This is a genomic window from Dermacoccus sp. GAS27A (genome assembly GCF_044909235.1).
GTDB lineage: Bacteria > Actinomycetota > Actinomycetes > Actinomycetales > Dermatophilaceae > Dermacoccus > Dermacoccus nishinomiyaensis.
Map to the genome: position 1 here is coordinate 76,678 of NZ_JBIYDW010000009.1, position 21,092 is coordinate 97,769.

The following is a 21,092-nucleotide window of genomic DNA, read 5'->3' on the forward strand; positions in this document are numbered from 1 at the left end:
CCCGCCGTGGAACGCGCGCGCCGCTATTGCTGGTGGTGCGTACGCTGACGGCGTGGATCTGGCGATGAGTCTGCGCGATGCGCTCGAACGAGAAGCCTCCGGTACGGCGATCAAGCAGTTGAGTGACGCTGTCACGCGCCTGTCGACCCGGTATCGGGCCGTCGCGGCGGCTGACGAGCCCATTCTCGCGCGCCCCGTCGACGTGCTCGCGTACGCCCACTACCGCATGCCCGCGACGTTCGGTGCGGTGCGTTCGGCGCTGCGCGCCCTCGCCGATTCCGGTGTGTTCGACGCTGATTCGGTGACGTCGATGGTCGACCTCGGCGGCGGCACCGGCGCCGCGGCCTGGGCGGCGGCGGACGTCTTCGAGACGCTGCGCGACATCAGCGTCCTCGACCAGGTGCCGGCCGCGCTCGACCTGGGGCAGCGGCTCGCGCGCGCCAGTGGGGTGCCCGCCCTCGAGCGCACCGTGTGGCAGGAGGGCCGCGTCGGGTCGTGGAACGTGACGGTCGGTGCGCCATCCGGTGGCGGCGCCGATCTCGCGACGGTCTCCTATGTGTTGAGCGAGTTGTCGCCGCAGCAGGCCGATCGCATCGTCGCCGAGGCGACGTCAGCGGCGACGCGCGCCGTCGTCATCGTCGAACCCGGCACGCCGGACGGCTACGCGCGCATCCTGCGAGCCCGCGATCAACTGCTCGAGCAGTCGTGGTCGGTCGCGGCGCCATGTCCGCATCAGGGGGCGTGCCCGTTGCTCGCCAAGACGGAACCGGATTGGTGCCACTTCGCGGCGCGCGTCAACCGTTCGTCGGTGCACCGGCAGATCAAGGGTGGCGAGCTGTCGCACGAGGACGAGAAGTTCTCGTACGTCGCGATGGTGCGTGAGCCCGCGCATGTGGCGCAGGGTGTGCCGTTGCGCGACGGCGTCGATCTGACGCAGCGCCCCAGCGAGCGCGACGCCCGCATCATCCGGCACCCGAAGAAGAACAAGGGGTTCGTCGAGCTGCAGGTGTGCGAGGCGCTCGACGCCTCAGGCCTCGCCGGCCAGGTGCGACGCGCCGTCGTGACGAAGAAGGCCGGCCCGGCCTACAAGCAGGCTCGTGACGCTGGCTGGGGCGACGCCATCGACCTGGGTGCTCGGGGCTGAGGGCTGAAACGTTGCCATGCAGTGTTTCAGCCCCGAATGAGCGTGATGGGGGCCGAAACCCTGCATTTCAGGATTTCGGCCCCCATCGAGAATGCGGCTCAGGCGCTCACGCGTCGTGCGTCGCGATGCCGTAGAGACGGTCGCCGGCGTCGCCGAGGCCGGGCACGATGTAGCCGTTCTCGTTGAGCTTCTCGTCCATCGCACCGGTGACGAGGGTGATGGGCACCTCGATGTGCGACGTCAACTCCTCGAGCTTCGCCAGGCCTTCCGGCGCGGCGATGAGCACGACGGCCGTGATGTCGTCGGCGCCGCGCTCGACGAGGTAGTCGATCGTCGCGGCGAGGGTGCCGCCCGTCGCGAGCATCGGGTCGACGACGTAGACCTGACGGCCCGACAGGTCGTCGGGCAGACGGTTCGCGTACGTCGTCGCCTCGAGCGTCTCCTCGTTGCGCACGAGACCGAGGAAGCCGACCTCGGCCGTCGGCAGGAGCCGCATCATGCCGTCGAGCATGCCCAGGCCGGCGCGCAGGATCGGCACGAGCAGCGGACGCGGCGTCGCGAGCTTGATGCCGCGCGCCGTCGTCACCGGCGTCTCGACGTCGACCTCCTCGACGCGGACGTCACGCGTCGCCTCGTACGCGAGGAGCGTGACGAGTTCGTCGACGAGGCGACGGAACGTCGGGGAGTCGGTTCGCTTGTCACGCAGCGTCGTGAGCTTGTGCGAGATGAGCGGGTGGTCGGCAACGATGACGCGCATGGGACAAACTTAACCCGTGGATCTTCCCGTGGCACCAGCGATCGAGCTCACGTACGACGCGTGGATGGGGCGCGCGCTCGAACTGGCGCGTGAGGTGGGCGCGGCGGGAGACGTGCCGGTCGGAGCGCTCGTCGTCGATGCTGACGGCGAGGTGATCGGCGTCGGCGCGAACCTTCGTGAGGTCGACGGCGACCCGACGGGTCATGCGGAGATCGTCGCGATGCGGCGCGCTGCAGCGTCGCGAGGGGGCTGGCGCCTCGACGGCTGCACCCTCGTCGTCACGCTCGAACCGTGCCTCATGTGCGCGGGGGCAGCCGTTCAGGCGCGGCTGGCGCGCATCGTCCTCGGGGCGTGGGATCGCAAGGCCGGCGCCTGCGGCGGGTTGTGGGACGTCGTACGCGACTCACGCTCGACCCACCGCATCGAGGTGGTCGGCGGCATCCGTGAGGACGAGTGTTCGGCGGTCCTCAAGGAGTTCTTCGCGACCCGACGGTGACGCGCGCAGCGATCAGAGGCGGATGCCGGGGGCGAGGCGGCCCTCCTCCTGCAACCGGCGGAGCGCGGGAACGACGCGGTCGCGGACGCCCGCGGGGCTGATGGTGTTGAGGTAGATCTTCGTGCTGCCCTCGAACCCGGCGAGGTTGGCGATGCGCCACTTGAGCACGACGTGCCAGGGGATCTCGACGTCGCTCATGGACGGCGGACGGTGGTGCCACTCCTCGTTGCACGGCACATCGGTTCCGGTCGCGGCATGCATGGCGTGGACGAGGTCGGCCATCGCGTGACGTTCGTCGTCGGTCATGAGCCATGGCTCGCACGTGCCGGACGTCGACCAGATCTCGATGCTCGGGTAGCGGTGGCCGAACCCGGCGAAGGCGATCGCGTGAGCGTTCTCCGCGACGACGAGATCGTGGCTGCGCGCGTAGGCGATGAGTTCCTCGAACACGCGCGGATCGCGACGCGCCGCATCGATGTCGAGGTCGGTCGAGGTGCCGAACTCGTCGATGCCGACGATCTGCTTGTGCAGGTGGTCGAACGACGCGCCCGCCGGCTTGAGCCAGTTCTGGAAGGCCGCGACGTAGCGCACGTGCGGGTTCGTCGCGTACAGCTCGGCCATCGCGTCGATCGTCAGGTCGAGGTATTCGCGGTGCTCGGTCGGCGTCAGGGCGCCTGACGAGGCGAGCTGGTCGCTGCGCGTCGCGCCGTCGACGTAGTGGCGGCGGCCGACGATGACGTCATGGGTGCTCGCGAAGAAATCGCCTGCAGCGTCGAGGAGTTCGGCGTCCGTGGCGCCCTCGGCGCGCTTGCCGAGACGCACCCGCGCGAGGCGCAACAGGTGTTCGCGCCCTCCGTCAGCAGCCTCGTAGGCGCGGCGGCGGGCCTCGATCGCGTCGTCGAACGTGTAACCGTGATTGGCCTGCCAGTAGTCGACCGACATGATCTCGAACAGGTTCGGGATGCGGCGGAACTCGGCGACCTGCGATGTCACCTCGGCCGGCGTCAGACCACGCAGTCGGACGAAGCGCGGCCCCTCGGCGGAACCTGCGGCGAGGACGGAACGCACCTTCTCCGGCGGCGTCTCGAGGTAACGGTCGGAGCAGAATGCGCAGGACGCCGTGAAGTCGTGCGGTTCGAGGTCCTTGACGCCAGGCGGGACGAGCCCGAGGGGACGGTCGCCGCGGCCTGGCACCGTCCACACCTTCGTACCGCTCAGCGGGTTGACCTGCTTCGTCGTGCCGTCGGCCATCGTGCGGATGAACTCGGTCGGCTGCTGGCTGGCGTCGGGCGTCATGACTCCAGTCTCACCCACGGCGCCGCGCCCCGTCTCCTCTGCGGGCAAGTGCACCTGGGTGCACTTGCCCGCAGAGGCATGGGGCTGCGCGACCGGGCGCGGTTCTGCGCAGGTTGGCGTAACTCTGCGCACGGTGGCGCGGCCGTCGACGATCGCGTCAGGGCGCTTCGAGCGTCGCACCGGGCCGCGATGCGGGCGTCAGCGCTGGATCCAGGTGTCCTTCGCGCCGCCGCCGGCCGAGACGTTGACGATCATCGTGCCCGCTGGGGCGACGCGCGTCATCGCTCCCGGTGCCGTGACGGCGACGGTGCGCGAGGCGTCCTGCTCGTCCGGGCGCTGCAGCACGAACGCGCGCAGGTCGACATGGCTCGGCGCGAACGAGCCGTCGACGAGCGTCGGCAGGGTCGACAACGGCACGATGTCCTGCGCGACGAAGCGCTCCGGCGTCTCACGGATCTCCCGACGGCGCGTCTCCAGCTCGTCGGCCGAGCACTCCGGGCCGACGGTGATGCCGCTGCCGCCGTAGCCGTCGATCGGCTTGACGACGAGTTCGTCGAGGCGATCGAGCACCTCCTCGCGCTGGTCCTCGCGGGCGCACAGCAGCGTCGGCACCTGCGCGAGCAGCGGCTTCTCGCCGAGGTAGAAATCGATGATGTCGGGCACGAGCGCGTACGTCGCCTTGTCGTCGGCGAGGCCGTTGCCGGGCGCATTGACGATGGCGACCGCGCCCGCCGCGAGCACGTCACGCAGCGCGTCGCCGAGCGGACGACCGTCCGCGCCCTTCGCTCCGAACAGCTCGGTCTCACCCATGCGCGGGTTGAGCAGGTGCACGCGGTGACGTTCGCCGCCGTCGAGGCGCCACAGCTTGCCGTCGTCGACGACGAGGGCGTCCGCCGTCACGATGGCGGCGCCGACCTGGCCGCTCACGAGGTTCTGCTCGTACCAAGTCGTGTCCGTCGGGCCGGGGGAGACCATGCACAGGCCGATCTCGCCCCCGGCAACGCCACCGTCGACGAGTCTTGCGCTCGCGACGAGCGACTCGTGCAGCAGCCCGTACGTCCGGGTCGGGTGCTCGAGCGTCTCGGCGGGCGGCAGGATCTCGGCGAAGTGGTTCTCGAGCACCTCGCGGTTGATGTGCGTCATGCCGAGCCCGCCGGGCATGCGCAGGTTGTCCTCGAGCACCATCCACTCGCCGGACGCGGGCGAGACGAGGTCGAGGCCGCAGATGCCGGCGCGGACGAAGTCAGCGGGCACCCGCTGGCCGTCCTTGGACCAGCCGGGCGAGCGACGCAGCATGTCGGCGTCGACGCGGCCCGCCTTGATGATCTCGCCGGGGCCGTAGACGTCGCGCAGGAAGAGTTCGAGCGCACGGACGCGCTGCTCGGCGCCGGCGCTGAGCTCGGCCCAGCGCTCGGCCGAGATGATGCGCGGCACGATGTCGATCGGGTACGGGCGGTTGCCGTCCTCGGAGTTGATCGTCACGCCGAGCTCGGTCAGGCCCTTGCCGGCCGCTTCGAGGCGGCGCGACACCTCGTCGGGCCCGAGCGTCTCGATGCGCTCGATGACGGCCGCGTAGTCGGGGCGCAGCTCCGCATCGTCGGTGACGGATTCGTCGTGCACGCCCGGGGTCTCGGGTTCGTGCTCGCGGTATTCGCTGAACGCCTCGGGGACGATCTCGCCCTCTGCGCCCTCGTCGTTCGTCGCGTTCGTGCCCTGTGCGGTGGTCATGGGCACGACGTTACGGCAGACGGCTCACGTGCGCTCGCGGACGAGGCGGGCGGGTTCTGGTCCGTCGCGCGGAGGTGGGCGGATCTCGGGCGATGGCGGGCGAGGTGAGGGGCCGCATGGGTGAAGCAGGGCTGATCGGTCACGTGCGGTCGTGGACGAAGCGGCCCAGGGTCTGCGCGTTGGCGACGGCGGCGCAGTCGATGTCGTTGTTGAAGTACGCCCAGACGGTGCGTCCCTCGGTGAGCCAGCCGTTGATGCCGGTTGCCCATGCCTTGACGGTCATGCGGAACCCGCCGGGTAGGCGGCGGTGCCAGCCCTCGAGGCTCGTGAGTGCCGGCCAGCGGTAGTAGCTGGCGTTGAGTTCGACGGTGTCGAAGAGGTTCGCCGCGTAGTACTCGAGGCGCACGCGGTCGGCGACGCCTGCGGGGTGGACGGTGCCTTTCCAGGCGGCTTACGTCCCCCCTGACGTGCCGAGGCGCAGTTGCGCTCGGGTGGCCGTGCTCATGTCGTCAGATGCCACCGGAGCGCGGCGTGACGTTCGGCCGGGACGTGAATGTGGACGATGTTCGCCGAGGTGGACGTGAATCGCAAATGTGGACGTGATTCGTCGGTGTGGACGAAATTCGCGACGCTCAGTGATGCGTCGGCCCGAGACACGCGAGGAGGGCCAGGCAGAACCTGACCCTCCAAGCGGACGGCTCCATGCGCGACATGGACGCCCCCGAGTCTGCTGCACCGAGCGTGGGAGCCGAGCCCGCGAGGCTCCCACGCCGGAAAGCGGACGAAGGGGAATTACTTCATGACGACGACGGGCGCCTGGCTCTTGCCCTTCTGGGCTTCCTTGGCTTCTTCTTCGGCGCGCTTGACGAGGGCCTGCGGCGGGTGGCCGGCGGACTTGGTGAAGTAGTCGGCGGCGCGGCGTTCGGCGTACATCTTCGCGGCGGCGAGTGCGCCGGTGGAGATGGCGGCGTAGATCGCGGCTTCGATGATGCTGGCGTTCGGGTCCTTCGCGCTGCGCGGGCTCTTGCCGGTCGTCATCTTCCACGTCTTGGTGGCGGTGGTCGTCGCGATCTTGCTCGCGACGATGCCGGCGCCCATGCTCAGCACCTTCCACACGAGGTTGCCCATGGTGTTTCCCCTTACGTGTCGTCGGCCGTCGTGAGGCGTCGTCGAGCCTCGGGCCGTTGATGTCTTGGGTCCATCCTCGCGCGTGCATGTGTCGCTGCGCCAGTCGGCATGGTCATCGGCCCGGTCTGACGGGGGTGGGCGTCGTGGCGGTCGCCTCTTGCACGGGGGATCGGGCGTCGGCGTGAGGTGCGCACGAGCCGTCAGCGGGGATGCCGGAGTGCGAAGCGGGCCGAAGCGTGTCGTCCGTCGGTGGTCGGTGCTAATCTCGCGCTCGAACGACAGGGGAGCGCAGTGTGCGCTGAGATCGTGCCGCACCCGGCACCAAACCCTCGAACCTGACCCGGTTAGCACCGGCGGAGGAAGTCGAGTTCTCACTCGTCGCGCGTACGTGCGGGCGACGACGTCCCTCACTGGCCGTGAGGAGGAACGTTCACATGATGTCTCGTGGTGGCCGCGCCGTGCTGGCGCTCGCGTGCGTGGGTGCGCTGGCGGCGTGCAGCGTCGACAACAACTCGTCGGGGTCGAAGTCGAGTTCGGCGGGCGGCTCGGGTGCGTCGGGTTCGGGCGCGTCGAAGACGGTCACGTTGGTGACGCACGAGTCGTGGGCGCCCGACAAGAACGTCATGGCCGAGTTCACGAAGCAGACGGGCTACACCGTCAAGGTCGTGAAGTCCGGTGACGCCGGTGAGCTCGCGAACAAGCTCGTGCTGAGCAAGAACAACCCGCTCGGTGACGTCGTGTTCGGCATCGACAACACGTTCGCCTCGCGTGTCGCCACGAACGACGTCCTCGAGCCGTACAGCCCGAAGGGCGCGCCTGCGTCGGCGTCGAAGTACGAGCTGCCGGACGGCCAGGGCAAGGGGCAGCTGGCGCCGATCGACACCGCGTCGGTGTGCGTCAACGTCGACGACGCGTGGTTCACGAAGAACCACAAGACGAAGCCCGCTTCGTTCGACGACCTCGTCAAGCCCGAGTACAAGAACCTCATGGTCGCGCCGGGCGCGTCGTCGAGCTCGCCGGGCATGGCGTTCTTCCTCGCGACCGTCGGCCACTACGGCCAGGACGGCTGGGAGGCGTACTGGAAGAAGCTCATGGCGAACGGGCTCAAGCTGACGTCGGGCTGGAGCGACGCGTACGAGGTCGACTTCAGCGGCAGTGGCAAGGGCAAGCGTCCGATCGTCGTCAGCTACGACAGCTCGCCGGCGTTCACCGTCGACAAGGCGGGCACGTCGACGACGTCGGCGCTGCTCGACACGTGCTTCCGATCGACCGAGTACGCCGGTGTGCTCAAGGGAGCGAAGAACCCCGACGGCGCGAAGGCACTTATCAACTTCATGAACGGTGCGAGCTTCCAGAAATCGCTGCCCGACTCGATGTACGTCTTCCCCGTCGACTCGAACGTCGAACTGCCCAAGGCGTGGGCGGCGAACGCGAAGCAGCCGACGAAGTCGATCGAGGTGTCGCCCGCCGACATCGACAAGAACCGTTCCGAATGGCTGACGAAGTGGAAGGACGTCACGTCCAAGTGACGCCCGAGCGATGAACGGCACCCGTGATGGTCTGCGTCGCGGCGCACGAGACGGGGGCGCTCGCGCGCCTTTCGTCATGGCCGTGCTTGCCGTCGTCCCGCTCGTGTTCCTCGCGATCTTCTTCGCGTGGCCCGTCGCGGCGATGGCGGTGCGTGGGCTCGCGCCTGGTGGGCGCGTCGATCTGGGCGGATTCACGGACGTCCTGACGCGCCCGCGCATCCTGCGCGTGCTGTGGTTCACCGTGTGGATGGCGGCGCTCGCGACGGCGTGCTCGGTGGTGCTAGGTGTGCCCGTCGCGCACGCTCTGTACCGGTTGCGCGTGCCGGGGGCGGGGGTGTGGCGCGCGCTCGTCGTCCTGCCGTTCGTCATGCCGACGGTCGTCGTCGGCGTCGCGTTCCGGTCGCTGTTCGCCGACGGTGGCCCGCTTGCCTGCTTGGGCTGGGACGGCTCGTGGCAGCCGGTGCTGCTCGCGATGGTGTTCTTCAACGTGTCCGTCGTCGTGCGCACCGTCGGGCCGATGTGGGCGTCGCTCGACCCGCGCACGGCGGAGTCGGCGGCGGCACTCGGGGCCTCACCGCGGGAGGTCTTCCGGACGGTGACGTGGCCGCAGCTGCGCCCCGCCGTCGTCAGCGCCGCGAGCGTCGTGTTTCTGTTCTGCTCGACGGCGTTCGGCATCGTCCTCATGCTCGGTGGCCTGCGCTACTCGACGCTCGAGACGGAGATCTACTCCCTCACCGTCGAATTCCTCGACCTGCGAGCCGCGGCGGTGCTGTCAGTGACGCAGTTCGTCCTCGTCGCGGCGCTGCTCGTCGTCAGCGAACGCTCGCGCATCGGGCGTCATGACGAGCGGGTGCGACGCGGCGTGACGCAGCAGACGGCGCTGCGACGTCCTGGGCGCGGTGACGTGGCTGCCCTGACGCTCACCGCCGCCGTCGGGGCGCTCATCCTGGCGCCACTGGTGACGCTGCTCGTGCGCTCGCTGCGTTCCGATGGCGGCTGGACCGTGCAGCACTATCGCGGATTGGGTGACCTCGGGGTCGTCAGCGCGCTCTCGCAGAGCTGGCGCATCGCGATCGACGCTGCGTTGCTCGCGCTCGTGCTGGGGGTGTGCGTCAGCGTCGTCGTGTCGTGGCGCGCGGCGAGCCCGACGGGGCGGCGTGTCGTCCGGCTGCTCGACGCGGCGTTCATGCTGCCGCTCGGCGTCTCGGCCGTCACCGTCGGTTTCGGTTTCCTCATCACGCTCGACCGGCCGCCTCTCGACCTGCGTTCGTCGTCAGCGCTCATTCCGATCGCGCAGGCGATGGTCGCGCTACCGCTCGTCGTGCGCACGCTGACGCCCGTGCTGCGCTCGCTCGACCCACGTCCGCGCGAGGCGGCCGCCGCGCTCGGGGCCTCGCCGATCCGCGCATGGATGACGGCGGATCGGCCGGTGCTGTGGCGACCCTTCGTCGCGGCAGCCGGGTTCGCGCTCGCGGTTTCGCTCGGCGAGTTCGGTGCGACGGCCTTTCTCGCGCAACCTGATTCGCCGACGCTGCCCGTCGTCATCTACCAGCTGATCGGGCGCCCCGGCGACGCCAACTTCGGTGGCGCGATGGCAGCGTCCGTCGTGCTCGCAGCCGTGACTGGCCTCGTCATGGTGTCCGTCGACAAGATCGGCGGCGCCGCCGCAGGGAGGATGGGCTGATGGTGGGACGACTCAGACGAGGCGACGCCGGTTCGGTGCACACTGGCGGCACGCCGGTCGGCGAAGGGCGGGCTGACGGGAGGACGTCTCGTGGAGAGCGGCCCGATGGTGAGCGGGCCGTGGAGGCGGCGCGCGGGCTCGTCGTCAGCGGCGCCTGCGTGACGTTCGCCGGCCAGGAGGTGCCGGCGCTCGACGACGTCGACGTCACCGTCGACGCCGGGCGCGTGCTCGCCGTCCTCGGCCCGAGCGGCTGCGGCAAGTCGACGCTGCTACGCGCCGTCGCAGGGTTGCAGCGTCTCGACGCGGGGCGCGTCAGCTTCGACGGCGACGACGTGACGCGCGTGCCGACGCACAAGCGCGACTTCGCGCTGATGTTCCAGGACGGCCAACTGTTCGGGCACCTCGACGTCGCCGCGAACGTCGCCTACGGGCTGGCGCGACGTGGCGTGGGGCGCGCCGAGCAGGCCGCGCGCGTCGGGCAACTGCTCGACCTCGTCGGGCTGCCTGGCTACGAGAAGCGTTCTCCCGCAACGCTGTCCGGCGGTCAACAGCAGCGTGTGGCGCTCGCGCGCGCCCTCGCGGTGCGACCGCGGTTGTTGCTCCTCGACGAGCCGCTCTCGGCCCTCGACAGAGGCCTGCGCGAGCGGTTGTCGACCGATCTGCGGGCCATCCTCACGGCCGAGAACGCGACCGCACTGTTCGTCACGCACGATCACGGCGAGGCGCTCACCGTCGCCGACGACATCGCCGTCATGCGCGAGGGACGCATCGTCCAGCACGGTGCCGTGCGTGAGGTGTGGGCCGCGCCGTCCGACGAAGACACCGCCGGTTTCCTCGGCTTCACGACGACCCTGGACCCCGACGAGGCGGCAGCGGTGGGCCTCGCGCCGGGGCGTTGGAAGTTGCGTCAGAATGCGCTACGGGTGGCTGCGACAGGAACGGCGTCCGGCTCCTCTTCGGGAGACGGTGTCGCAATGCGTGACGCCGGGGCGACACATGGTTCCTCGTGGGGCGAAGCGGCCGAAGCGCGTGACGCCCGGGCCCCCCGCGCGCTGGCGGCGAGCGTCGTGCACAGCGCGGTGGCGGACGAGGTGACGCGCGTGAGCGTCCGGCTCGATGCGCTGCCCACGCTGGAGCTGGCTGCCGTGGCCTACCCCGGCGACGTCGAACCGGCCGCGCTCGAGCCCGGCGCCCGCGTCGGCGTCGTGCTCGACGCCTCCCAGGGCGTGCAGTTCACCCACTGACGATTCCCGGGCAACATCGCGCGTCAGAGCTTGCGGACCGTCAGGCTCTGCGCGATGCGTCCGACGGGGCCGTGGATGTCGTGCAGTGACGTCATCGTCACGCCGAGCCCGCTCTCGCCCATCGCGACGGTGGTGTCGAATCCCGTTGCGGTGGGGTCGGGTTGGCTGAAGAGGTGCACCGTCAAATCGACGTTGGGGTACATCCACTCGCGCGGGTCGACGCGGACGGCGATGCCGTTGGCGCCGTCGATGACGGAGAGGAAGTGCGTCGTCGGGGTGATCTGTTCACCCATGACGATCGGTAGCTGCGTGCGCAGCCAGACGCGGTGTCGGCCCGGCACGTAAGGTTCGGCCTCGTAACCGTCGAGGGAGTGGATGAAGCCGCCCGGCCACATGCTCGACATGCTGTAGGGCGTGCATTCTTCGAGGGGCGGCATGGCGGGCACGCCGGCGCCCGCCACCGGTGAGGAATCCTGCTTCGACAGACGCCACGCGCGCCCGACGATGATGGTTCGTCCGTCGACGCTGAACGTCGCTTCGACGAGTTCGATCGTGCGGCCGGGGCGGATCGTGCGCACCGACACAAGCGTCGGACGCAGCGGGATGAAGCCGAGGACGTCGAAGGTGATCTTCGCAAGCTGCATGTCGTCGCGCGGCTCGTGCTGTTCGATGCAGTGCACCATGAGCCCTGCCGACGCGGCGAGGTGCTGCTCGCCCTCGTTCCAGGCGCCCTGCACGTGGATCGTCGGATTGAACAGGCGCGCGCCCTCGGGGGCTCCTTCGGGGGTCTCGAGGCGGGGAATGAAGTAGGCGTCGACGTCCTCGCGCGGCGTGAACGCAGGAAGCTTGGGTGCATCAGCTGGCATGCCCTCACCCTACCCATCTGGTGTGACCTGGATCGCTTCGGTGGCGGCGCCGCGTACCCATCTGCGATTCCTGTCCACACTTGCGATTCTTGTCCACATTCAATGGCTCGAGCGGGTCAGACGCGCGTGGAGCCTGGCCCAGGCAGCTGCGGCAGGGGGAGGGTCTCGAGCCACTCGGCGATGAGGGCGCCCACGGGTTCGACGCCGGCTGCGGCAGCCACCTCGTCCGCGAGCCGCACGAACTGCTGCGTCGTCACCGTCTTGCCGGTGTTCTCGGACACCCATCGCTGCAGCAGCGTGAAGAACGCGGCGTCACCCATCGTCAGGCGAAGGGCGTGCAGCGTCAGCGCTCCGCGCTTGTAGACGCGGTCGTCGAACATGTCCTTCGGGCCCGGATCGTGCAGGCGCAGATCCTGCGGCAGCCGCGACAGGCGCAGCCACGCCTCGCGCGCCCGCTGGTCGGCGCTCCCGAGATGGATCTCCTCGCTCCACAGCCACTCGCTGTAGCAGGCGAAGCCCTCGTGGAGCCAGATGTCCTCCCACGACGCCGCCGTCACGGCGTTGCCGAACCACTGGTGCGCGAGTTCGTGCGCGATGAGGCGCTGTGCGTCCCAGCCGCGGTTCGCGAAGTTCGAGCCGAACGTCGACAACGTCTGCGACTCGAGGGGGATCTCGAGCGGGTCGTCGGTGATGACGGCCGTGTATGAGGCGAAGGGGTACGCGCCGAAGCGCGAGGAGAAGAAATCGATCATGTGCAGCTGCTCGGAGAACGCCTCCCGGACCGGCTCACGCAGACGAGGCGGGAAGACGAGGCGGACGTCCGTCGGCTTCGCCTGGATCTGACGGGTCTGGTACGGCCCGATCTGCAACGTCGCCAGGTACGGAGACATGGGTGCTGTGCACTCGTACGTCCACGTCGCACGTCGGCCCGTGTGACGGCGGCGCAGCAGAGTGCCATTGGCGACGACGTGGTACTCGGCATCCGTCGTCACGGCGAAGCGGTAGACGGCCTTGTCCGCGGCACGGTCGTTGCACGGGAACCACGTCGGCGAACCGTGGGGCTGCGACGCGACGATGACGCCGTTCTCCAGCTCCTCCCAGCCCGCGTCGCCGTCGAGCCCGCGCATCGGACCGGGCGAACCCTTGTAGGCGACGGTGACGGTGAAGCGCGCGCCCGGCGCGAGCGGCTGCGCGAACCGGATGAACAGCCGCGAACGCTCCTGGCCGAACCGCGCCATCTTCGCGCCCGACACCGTCAGCTTCGCGACCTTGAGTCGGTGATGCAGGTCGAGTTCGATCCGGCGCACCCCGCCGTCGTCGAGCGAGGCCTCCGGCACGTCGTCGACGATGCGGCAGGCGAGCACGGCCGTGGCGTCGAGACGGTTACCGGCGGGCGTGTAGTCGAGGGTCAGATCGTAGGAATCGACGCCGAACGCCAGATCACCGTGACCCGGGACGTAGGGGTCGGCGCCGCCGCTCGGAGTGCTGCTGAACATCAGGAATCTCTTTCGGGTCGTGCGGTCGGCGTGGCGTCGCGTACCTCGAAGGAGGCGCCGTTCGTGACGGGCTGCCCGTCACCGGGGTGCTCGTCGGATGCTACCGGTGAGGACGGTTCGTCGTGGAACTCGACGTGGGTCGCGCCCTGCGAAGTACGCGCCGCTTCGTCATCGTGCGCGACGGCGTCGTCGGTTTCCATCTCGCCGCCGTCGCGGCGGGCGTCGGCGGGGTTCTCGTCCTCGATCCACGGGCCGATGGGATTGCCGAGCCAGCGGGTCTTGTCCGGCACGCTCTCGCCGCGCATGACGAGGGACGTCGGCCCGACGGTCGCGTGCGTGCCGATCTTCGCGGCGGGCAGGACGACGCTGTTCGGGCCGAGCGTCGCGCCGGCGCCGAGGGTGACGGTGTCCATCGCGAGGATGCGGTCGTGGAACAGGTGAGTCTGCACGACACAACCCGAGTTGACGCAGGCGCCGTCGCCGAGGCGGATGAGGTCGGCTTCGGGCAGCCAGTACGTCTCGCACCACACGCCGTGGCCGATCTTCGCTCCCATCGCGCGCAGCCACAGGTTGAGCACCGGCGTGCCGCCGTTGGCGCGGATGAGCCAGGGCGCGGCGACGACCTCGGTGAACGTGTCGGCGAGTTCGTTGCGCCACACGAATGAACTCCACAGCGGGTATTCGGTGACGCGCAGGCGCCCGACCAGTAGCCACTTCGCGATGACGGCGGACGCCCCGCCGAGCGCGCCGAAGCCGACGAGCACGAATCCTGCCGTCAGCGCTGCCAGCCACCACGAGTGCGTGTCGGCGACCCACAGCATCGTCAGCGCTGCACCGGCGATGAGCGCCGAGTGCAGCGACTGCGGGATGATCCGCAGCGCCTCGACGACGGCGCGCGCGACACGCAGCTTCGTCGGCGGCGCGGTGGTACGGGAGGCGTCCGTCTCACCGGCCTCGCGGCGCAGACGTTGCGGCGGCGAGCCGAGCCAGCTCGTGCCCTTCTTCGCCGCCCCGCGTGCGGGCGCGGCCGACAGTACGGCGACGAGGCCGCGCTTCGGCACCTTGCGCCCGGGCGCGGCCATGCCCGAGTTGCCGATGAAGGCACCCTTGCCGACCTTGACGGGCGCGATGCGAATCCAGCCGCCGCCGAGTTCGTAGTTGGCGACGAGGGTGTCGTCGGCGAGGAACGCGCCCTCGCCGACGTCCGCCATCTTCGGCAGCATGAGCACGGTCGAGGCCTCGACCTCACGTCCGATCTTCGCGCCGAGCGCGCGCAGCCAGTTCGGCGTCAGCGTGCTCGAGTAGAGCGGGAACAGCCAGGTGCGGGCCTCGTCGAGGATGCGCATGGTCGTCCACGCGCGCCAGCCCTGACCGCCGTGGATCGGGTGGTGGCCGGCGACGAGGCCGCGGCCGAGGGCGCGCACCGCACCGAGGATGACGAGGGCCGTGACGACGAAACCGACGAGCGTCGCCGGGATGACGCCGATCGCGCCGATGCGGGCGATGTCCGCGACCGAGTCGGCGTGACGCAGCCAGGGCCACAGCACGGCCAGCCCGGCCGCCGAACCCACCGCGGGGATGAGCGACGCAGCCATGCCCGTCGCGCCGTACGCGACGAGCCAGATCGGCTTGTTCGGCGGCGCCTGCTCGTCCCACGGGCCGCGTGCGGTGCCGATGTGCTCGGCGGGCGCCCCGGACCAGAGCTGGTCGGCGGGCACGCGACCGAACACGCCCGAACCGGGGGCGATCTCCGCGCGCTTGCCGACGCGGGCGCCGGGCAGCAGCGTCGAGCGCGTGCCGACGCGGGCGTTCGGTCCGACCTCGATGCGTCCGAGATGGAACGTGTCACCGTCGATCCAGTGCCCGCGCAGCTCCACCTCGGGCTCGATCGAGCAGCCCTTGCCGAGCGTGAGGAAGCCGGTGACGGGCGGCAGGCTGTGCAGGTCGACGTGCTTCTTGATGTCGCAGCCGAGCAGGCGGCCGTAGAACTTGACGAGCGGCGCACCGGCGAGGTTGGTGGCGCCCAGTTCGTCGGCGATGCGTTCGGCGAGCCAGACGCGCAGGTGGGTGCGTCCACCGCGGCTGTACGCGCCCGGCGTCACCCCCGCGAGGATGGTGCGGGCGAATCCGGCGGCCAGCAGCATGCGCCCCGGCGGGGCGACGAACAGCACCCAGCCCACGAGGATCCACCACCAGCTCAGCGTCGGCACCCACGTCATGCCGCAGGCGTGCGCGAGGTTAGCGCCGGCACCCAACCACGTCAGCCAACGCAGCGCCGAGAACTGGCGTACCGCGAGCGACGCGACGACCTGCAACCTCTGCGTGCTGCGGCGCACCTTGACGACGTTGTCGTTCAATCGCCCGGTGGGAGAGGACATCTGGTCGATCGTCGCGGCGAGTTCGGTGATCGAGTTCGCCTCGTAGACGTCGGCGACGGTGATCTCCGGGTTCGTCTCACGCAGCCGCGCGACGAGCTGCGCCGCCGTCAGCGAGCCGCCGCCGAGGTCGAAGAAGTTGTCGTCCGGCGACGTCGGGGGAGTGCCCAGGATGCTGGCGAACAGCTCCTGCAGCCGCGCCGCGGTGCCCGTGAACGTCTCGCCGTCGCCGTCACCCGTCGGGATCTCGAGGGGCCACGGCAGCGCATCGCGGTCGATCTTGCCGGAGGTGCGCGTCGGCAGCGTGTCGACGACGGCGAGCTGCGGCACGAGCGCCGCGGGCATCGTCTCGCGCAGGTGCGCGGTGGCGGCCTTGCGGTCGAAGCCGTCCTTGACGGTGAGGTAGCCGACGAGCAGCTTGTTGCCCGTCTCCGAGGTACGCACCGCCGCAGCCGCACCACTGACGTGCGGCAGCTGCAGCAGCGCGGAGTCGACCTCGCCGAGCTCGATGCGTCGGCCGTTGAGTTTGATCTGGTCGTCGGCGCGGCCCTGGAACGTCAGACCGATCGGATCGTTGACGACGATGTCGCCGCTCCGGTACGCGCGCTCCCACCCGAGCGTCGGCATCGGCGCGTACTTCTCCGCGTCCTTGGCCGGATCGAGGTAGCGCGCGAGGCCGACGCCGCCGATGATGAGCTCGCCCGCCTCACCCTGCGGCACGGGGTTGCCCTCGGAGTCGACGACGGCGAGATCCCACCCGTCGAGGGGCAAGCCGATGCGCACGGGTGGCTCACCCGTCAGCTGCGCGGCGCAGGCGACGACGGTCGCCTCCGTCGGGCCGTAGGTATTCCACACCTCGCGGGCCTCGGTCGCGAGACGGGCCCCGATCTCGGGCGGGCACGCCTCGCCGCCGAGGATGACGAGGCGGACGTCCTTGATCGCCTCGTGCGGCCACAGCGCGACGAGCGTCGGCACCGTCGAGATGATCGTGATGTCGTTCGCCGTCAGCCACGGCCCCAGATCCATGCCCGACTTCACGAGGCTGCGCGGTGCCGGCACGAGGCAGGCGCCGTAGCGCCACGCGAGCCACATCTCCTCGCAGCTCGCGTCGAACGCGACGGACAGACCCGCCATGACGCGATCACCCGGCCCGATGGGTGCGTTCTGCAGGAACAGGTTGGCCTCGGCGTCGACGAACGCCGCAGCGTTGCGATGCGTGACGGCGACGCCCTTCGGTTTGCCCGTCGAACCCGAGGTGAAGATGATCCACGCGTCGTCGGTGAGGGCAGGGTCGCCGGTGCGCACGTCGTCGTGCGCCGCGGCGTCGTCGGCGTGCGGCGCGCGGGGGCTGATGACGAGGTCCTTGCCGACGATGGCGGCGACGTCGGCCTCGCCGAAGACGGTGTCGGCGCGCTCGTCGGGGTCGTCGAAGTCGACCGGCACGTACGCGCAGCCCGCGACGAGCGTCCCCGCGATCGCGACGTACAGATCAAGGGTTCCCGACGGGATGCGGATGCCGATGCGCTCACCCGAACCGATGCCCAGCTCGTGCAGGGCGTCGGCGAACTGCTCTGCGGCCTGGGCGAATTCGGCGTACGTCAGCACGTCCTGGCCGTTGTCGACGGCCGGGTCGTCCGGGTGCGCGGCGACGCTCGCGCGCAGGATGTCGACGAGTGTGCGCGGCGCGGGAGCCAGATCGCCACGCAGCAACGGGTCGCGGGTTCCGGATGGCTCTGGCTCCGCAGCCTCCGGCTCGGGGGGAACAGGGGCTTGAGGCGTCGTGTCGTCGGGGCGCGTCATGCTCACGGATTCCTGCCGTCGAGGTGTGGTGACACCTCATCGTAATGGGCAACGCTCCTCCCGACGGGTGATCCTGGGCGCACACGCGATGCGTCGCGCCGGCTGCCGTCCGATCCACATGGCTGCGGGTCTACTCGTCCGTAGGGAGAGATGCGACGTCCCGCCCGGCGGTGCGGGTGCCCCCTGCCGCCGAGCATGGGAGAAACTAGGAGCATGAGCATCGGCATCCTGACCTCTGGCGGCGACTGCCCCGGCCTCAACGCCGTCATCCGTGGCGCGGTGATGAAGGGCGACAAGATCTATGAGCAGGACTTCGTCGGCATCCGTGACGGGTGGCGCGGCCTCATCGTCGACGACGTGTTCTCCCTTCCACGCCGTCGCGTGCGTGGGCTGTCCAAGGAGGGGGGCACCATCCTCGGCACCTCCCGAACGCACCCCTACAACGGCATCGACGGCGTCGGAGGCCCCGACGCGATTCGCGCCGTCATGGAACGGCACGGCATGGAGGGGATCATTGCGATCGGAGGCGAGGGCACGCTGTCGGGTGCCGCGCGTCTCGCGGCCGACGGGCTGCCCGTCGTCGGTGTGCCGAAGACCATCGACAACGACTTGTCGGGCACCGACTACACCTTCGGGTTCGACACCGCCGTCTCCATCGCGACCGAGTCGATCGACCGCCTGCGCACGACGACGGAGGCGCACCACCGCTGCATGGTCGTCGAGGTCATGGGCCGTCACGTCGGCTGGATCGCGCTGCACGCCGGGCTCGCGAGCGGCGCCCACGCCATCCTCATCCCCGAGGTGTCGGTGACGCTCGAGCAGATCACCGAGTGGGTACTGCTGACGCAGGCGCGCGGGCGTGCGCCTGTCGTCGTCGTGTCCGAGGGGTTTCAGCTGAAGAACGACAAGGGCGAGCTCGAGGACATCGCGGCCGAACGTGGCCTCGACGCCGCCGGGCGCCCGCGCCTCGGTGGCATCGGTGAGGCGCTCGCACCGCTCATCGAACGCTCAACCGGCATCGAGACGCGCGCCGCGACGCTCGGCCACCTGCAGCGCGGCGGTGTGCCGACGGCCTACGACCGCGTGCTCGCGACGCGCTTCGGGCACGCCGCCATCGACGCCGTCATGCAGCGCAAGTGGGGTCAGATGGTGGCGCTCTCGGGCATCGACATCGTGACGGTGCCGATGGCCGAGGCGACGAAGGAGCTCAAGACCGTCCCGCGCAAGCAGTGGGACGAGGCAGCCGTCCTGTTCGGGTGATCGACGGTGCATGAGACGCGCTGGGCGCGCGCCGTCCGGCGTGGGGGCCAGTACCTCGGCGCGGGTGACGGGGGTGCGGGCGGCCGCGACGACCTCGTCGTCATCGTCGTGTTCTCCCCTCTCAGCCACGTCGACGCGGTGCGTGACGCTGCGGCGCGGGCCGGGGCGGGTGCGATCGGCGACTACCGCGCGTGCTCGTTCAGCGTCACCGGCGAAGGGCGCTTCGAACCGCTCGCCGGCGCGCAGCCGCACATCGGCGCCGTAGGGCGCCCCGAGGTCGTGCAGGAGCAGCGCATCGAAGTCGTGTGCCCGCGTCGCGACGCCGTGCGGGCGCTCGACGCCATGCTCGCTGCGCACCCGTACGAGGAACCGGCCTGGCACGCCTACCGTGCGCTGTCGCGGGAGGACCTTGCAAGGTGATCGCTGCGCGTGATGCGGCGTGGCGGCCTCGCATGGCGCGCTGCGGTGGCCTCGCGTGATGCAGGATGGCGACTGACGATCAGGGAGGCACGCAGTTGCGCGCCTATGTGTGAGTGACCTGCCATCCGGCGGGCGTCTCCTGCGGCGCCGGGCCGGCGAGCACCCAGACCCGTCAGGGCCACAGCCAGCAGTAGACGTGCTTGCCCTCGTCGCCGGCCGTCAGCGCGAGCGCGACGAACTGGGCCAGGAACTCGCCGAGTTCACGCGGGTCGGCGTCCCACTCTTCGGCGTCCTCGGGCGCTTCGACGGCGGCCCATTGGGCGGCGAGGTCGTCGAACGGCCCTTCGCGCGTCGACATGAGCGCGACGAACCCCGGGTCGACCTGCAGGACGAACTTCTGCTCGTCGTGACTCGTCGCGACGAGCGCGGGCCAGCCGTTCGTCACGAACTCCTCGACGGGCACGCCCGTCAACAGCTCGTTGAGGTAGCCGAGTGCGAGGCCCGGATCAACGACCTGGGAGGGGACGACGTCGTATTCGACTGCCGGAGCGTCGGATTCGTCGTCGAACGGGATCGAGCGCACCCCCGTCTCGAGGTTGACGAGCGCCGCGGCCTCGTCGTCGGACGCGGCGGCGAAGTAGTCGATCTGCAGAGCCATGCCTGCATTATCACCCGCGGTGACATCGCGCGGGAGTAATGTCGTCGGCGGCGAAGTAGTCGATCTGCAGAGCCATGCCTGCATTATCACCCGCGGTGACATCGCGCGGGAGTGATGTCGTCGGCGGCCAACGCGTCGACGAGCATCGCGAGCGCCGCGGTGTACGTCGCCATGACGGCGGTGTCGGCGACGCGCCGCAGCCTGCTGTGCGGCAGCAGTTGTCGGGTGACGATGAGGGCGTCGCTCGCGAGGAAGATGGCCCCGCCGCGGGCGGTACGGGCGTCGTCCTGGGCGAGCATGGCCATGGCGACGAGGAGCGCCCCGTAGGTCGCGACGACAGGGTCGGGCAGTGCGGACGATGGCGCGTCGGGCGTGCGCGGCTCGGCGGCGCTCGGCTGAACCCTGGCGGCGTCCGGGTTGTGAGCGGCGCTCGGAGCGCTGTCGTCCGGCACGATCGACGAGACGGAATCGCGCCGGGCGGCAACGTGATCGACCACGGCGAGCGCGGCGAGCGTCGTCACGCCGACTGCGATCGTGCGCGGCGTGAAGCGCTGGCCGCGCGTGCGCATGACGGTGAGCAGGCCGAGCTGCTGCACACCGAATGCGGCCGCGCCGCGACGCAGATGACGGCGAGCCGCCGCGCCCTCGCTGCGCGACTCGGCGAGCATGAGGTGGTCGCCGATGGCCGAGCCGGTGAGGGCGACGAGCAGCGTGCCGGTCGTAGGACGGCGACGCGGGGTCCACACCCCCGGGCGAGTCGCGACGTCGAGCGCGGCGAGCGGTGCGACGAGATGCTTGGTGACGGCGTGGAGGCGATCGTCGGGCAACAGAGCCCCGAGGCTGGTCGTCGCAGCGACGACGACGTATGCCGCGGCCGAGGGGCGCGTCGTCGCGAGGCGAGCGATTGCAGGGCGCGTGGCCGCGCCGGGAAGTGAGGCGATTGCGCGGCCTGCCGAACGGTGGCGCAGAGGACGCAGTTTCATACCCGCTCACCGTGCGTCATCGTCATCTCTCCTCGAACTCGGGTTCGGTCTCGGGGGCGCGTCAGCGCCGTTCTCGTCCCCTCAGCATCGCAGCTTCGCGATGGCCTCGCGGTGGATATCGACCCCGCGGGCGTGGATAACGGGCAGGCAGCTTCGCGGGGCGGGTTCTGTGTCGCCGGAGTGAGCACGAGGTGGCGAGCTCAGGTTTGCCTGCACTGGTTGGCGCAT

The 21,092-nt window shown here is 70.2% G+C and carries 16 protein-coding genes, 1 pseudogene and 1 riboswitch; of the genes and pseudogenes, 7 read left to right on the plus strand and 10 right to left on the minus strand.

The genetic code is table 11. From position 1 onward, the window contains the following. Positions 1–64: 64 nt before the first annotated feature. Complete coding sequence (locus tag ABH936_RS10795) at positions 65–1,144, plus strand: small ribosomal subunit Rsm22 family protein (RefSeq protein ID WP_040014728.1); 1,080 nt, start codon at positions 65–67, stop codon at positions 1,142–1,144. A 106-nt stretch (positions 1,145–1,250) separates the two neighbouring features. Here the strand turns inward: ABH936_RS10795 and upp are convergent, their stop codons facing one another. Continuing rightward, a complete protein-coding gene (gene upp / locus ABH936_RS10800) occupies positions 1,251–1,901 on the minus strand; it encodes a uracil phosphoribosyltransferase (RefSeq protein WP_006945708.1) in 651 nt (216 codons plus the stop codon). A 64-nt stretch (positions 1,902–1,965) separates the two neighbouring features. Between upp and ABH936_RS10805 the strand changes: the two genes are divergently transcribed. Continuing rightward, complete coding sequence (locus tag ABH936_RS10805; RefSeq protein ID WP_038570237.1) at positions 1,966–2,397, plus strand: nucleoside deaminase; 432 nt, start codon at positions 1,966–1,968, stop codon at positions 2,395–2,397. A gap of 12 nt (positions 2,398–2,409) precedes the next feature. Here the strand turns inward: ABH936_RS10805 and ABH936_RS10810 are convergent, their stop codons facing one another. From ABH936_RS10810 to ABH936_RS10825, 4 genes and pseudogenes are all read right to left on the minus strand, one after another. Further along, positions 2,410–3,693, minus strand: coding sequence for a DUF4921 family protein (locus tag ABH936_RS10810; RefSeq protein ID WP_038566823.1), 1,284 nt, complete (start codon positions 3,691–3,693; stop codon positions 2,410–2,412). 198 nt (positions 3,694–3,891) lie between these two features. After that, a complete protein-coding gene (locus ABH936_RS10815; RefSeq protein WP_051805597.1) occupies positions 3,892–5,421 on the minus strand; it encodes a circularly permuted type 2 ATP-grasp protein in 1,530 nt (509 codons plus the stop codon). A gap of 139 nt (positions 5,422–5,560) precedes the next feature. Continuing rightward, positions 5,561–5,836: pseudogene (locus ABH936_RS10820) on the minus strand (DUF72 domain-containing protein); the annotation flags it as partial. A 377-nt stretch (positions 5,837–6,213) separates the two neighbouring features. After that, positions 6,214–6,549 carry a DUF4235 domain-containing protein gene (locus ABH936_RS10825; protein ID WP_006945679.1) on the minus strand — a complete coding sequence of 112 codons (336 nt, stop codon included), beginning with the start codon at positions 6,547–6,549 and terminating at the stop codon, positions 6,214–6,216. 270 nt (positions 6,550–6,819) lie between these two features. Beyond that, a riboswitch (TPP riboswitch) is annotated at positions 6,820–6,928 on the plus strand. Between the two features lie 55 nt (positions 6,929–6,983). Here ABH936_RS10825 and ABH936_RS10830 point away from each other — a divergent pair. The 3 genes from ABH936_RS10830 to ABH936_RS10840 all read left to right on the plus strand — a co-directional run bounded on the left by ABH936_RS10830 (position 6,984) and on the right by ABH936_RS10840 (position 11,006). Next, positions 6,984–8,078 (plus strand): thiamine ABC transporter substrate binding subunit, encoded by a 1,095-nt coding sequence (locus tag ABH936_RS10830; RefSeq protein ID WP_404603243.1) that lies wholly within the window; start codon positions 6,984–6,986, stop codon positions 8,076–8,078. A gap of 76 nt (positions 8,079–8,154) precedes the next feature. Beyond that, positions 8,155–9,762 (plus strand): ABC transporter permease, encoded by a 1,608-nt coding sequence (locus ABH936_RS10835; protein WP_404603244.1) that lies wholly within the window; start codon positions 8,155–8,157, stop codon positions 9,760–9,762. A 119-nt stretch (positions 9,763–9,881) separates the two neighbouring features. Then, a complete protein-coding gene (locus tag ABH936_RS10840; RefSeq protein ID WP_404603245.1) occupies positions 9,882–11,006 on the plus strand; it encodes an ABC transporter ATP-binding protein in 1,125 nt (374 codons plus the stop codon). 23 nt (positions 11,007–11,029) lie between these two features. Here ABH936_RS10840 and ABH936_RS10845 read toward each other — a convergent pair whose 3' ends face one another. From ABH936_RS10845 to ABH936_RS10855, 3 genes are all read right to left on the minus strand, one after another. After that, positions 11,030–11,872: a thioesterase family protein gene (locus ABH936_RS10845; protein WP_404603246.1), complete on the minus strand. Its 843-nt coding sequence runs from the start codon at positions 11,870–11,872 to the stop codon at positions 11,030–11,032. A gap of 116 nt (positions 11,873–11,988) precedes the next feature. Next, positions 11,989–13,368 (minus strand): M1 family metallopeptidase, encoded by a 1,380-nt coding sequence (locus tag ABH936_RS10850; RefSeq protein ID WP_038566833.1) that lies wholly within the window; start codon positions 13,366–13,368, stop codon positions 11,989–11,991. Then, a complete protein-coding gene (locus ABH936_RS10855; RefSeq protein ID WP_207623235.1) occupies positions 13,368–17,543 on the minus strand; it encodes a Pls/PosA family non-ribosomal peptide synthetase in 4,176 nt (1,391 codons plus the stop codon). Before ABH936_RS10855 ends, ABH936_RS10850 begins: the two co-directional genes overlap by 1 nt. Before the next feature lie 213 nt (positions 17,544–17,756). Here ABH936_RS10855 and ABH936_RS10860 point away from each other — a divergent pair, with 213 nt between their 5' ends. Further along, complete coding sequence (locus ABH936_RS10860) at positions 17,757–18,803, plus strand: ATP-dependent 6-phosphofructokinase (protein ID WP_074045961.1); 1,047 nt, start codon at positions 17,757–17,759, stop codon at positions 18,801–18,803. Positions 18,804–18,809: 6 nt separating this feature from the next. Then, positions 18,810–19,223, plus strand: a complete 414-nt coding sequence (locus ABH936_RS10865; RefSeq protein ID WP_083607261.1) for a hypothetical protein — start codon at positions 18,810–18,812, stop codon at positions 19,221–19,223. A gap of 172 nt (positions 19,224–19,395) precedes the next feature. On the opposite strand, the gene ABH936_RS10870 is transcribed toward ABH936_RS10865, so the two are convergent. Then, positions 19,396–19,881, minus strand: coding sequence for a hypothetical protein (locus ABH936_RS10870; RefSeq protein WP_074045962.1), 486 nt, complete (start codon positions 19,879–19,881; stop codon positions 19,396–19,398). A gap of 86 nt (positions 19,882–19,967) precedes the next feature. After that, positions 19,968–20,864 carry a lysoplasmalogenase family protein gene (locus ABH936_RS10875; protein WP_404603247.1) on the minus strand — a complete coding sequence of 299 codons (897 nt, stop codon included), beginning with the start codon at positions 20,862–20,864 and terminating at the stop codon, positions 19,968–19,970. Positions 20,865–21,092 lie beyond the last annotated feature (228 nt).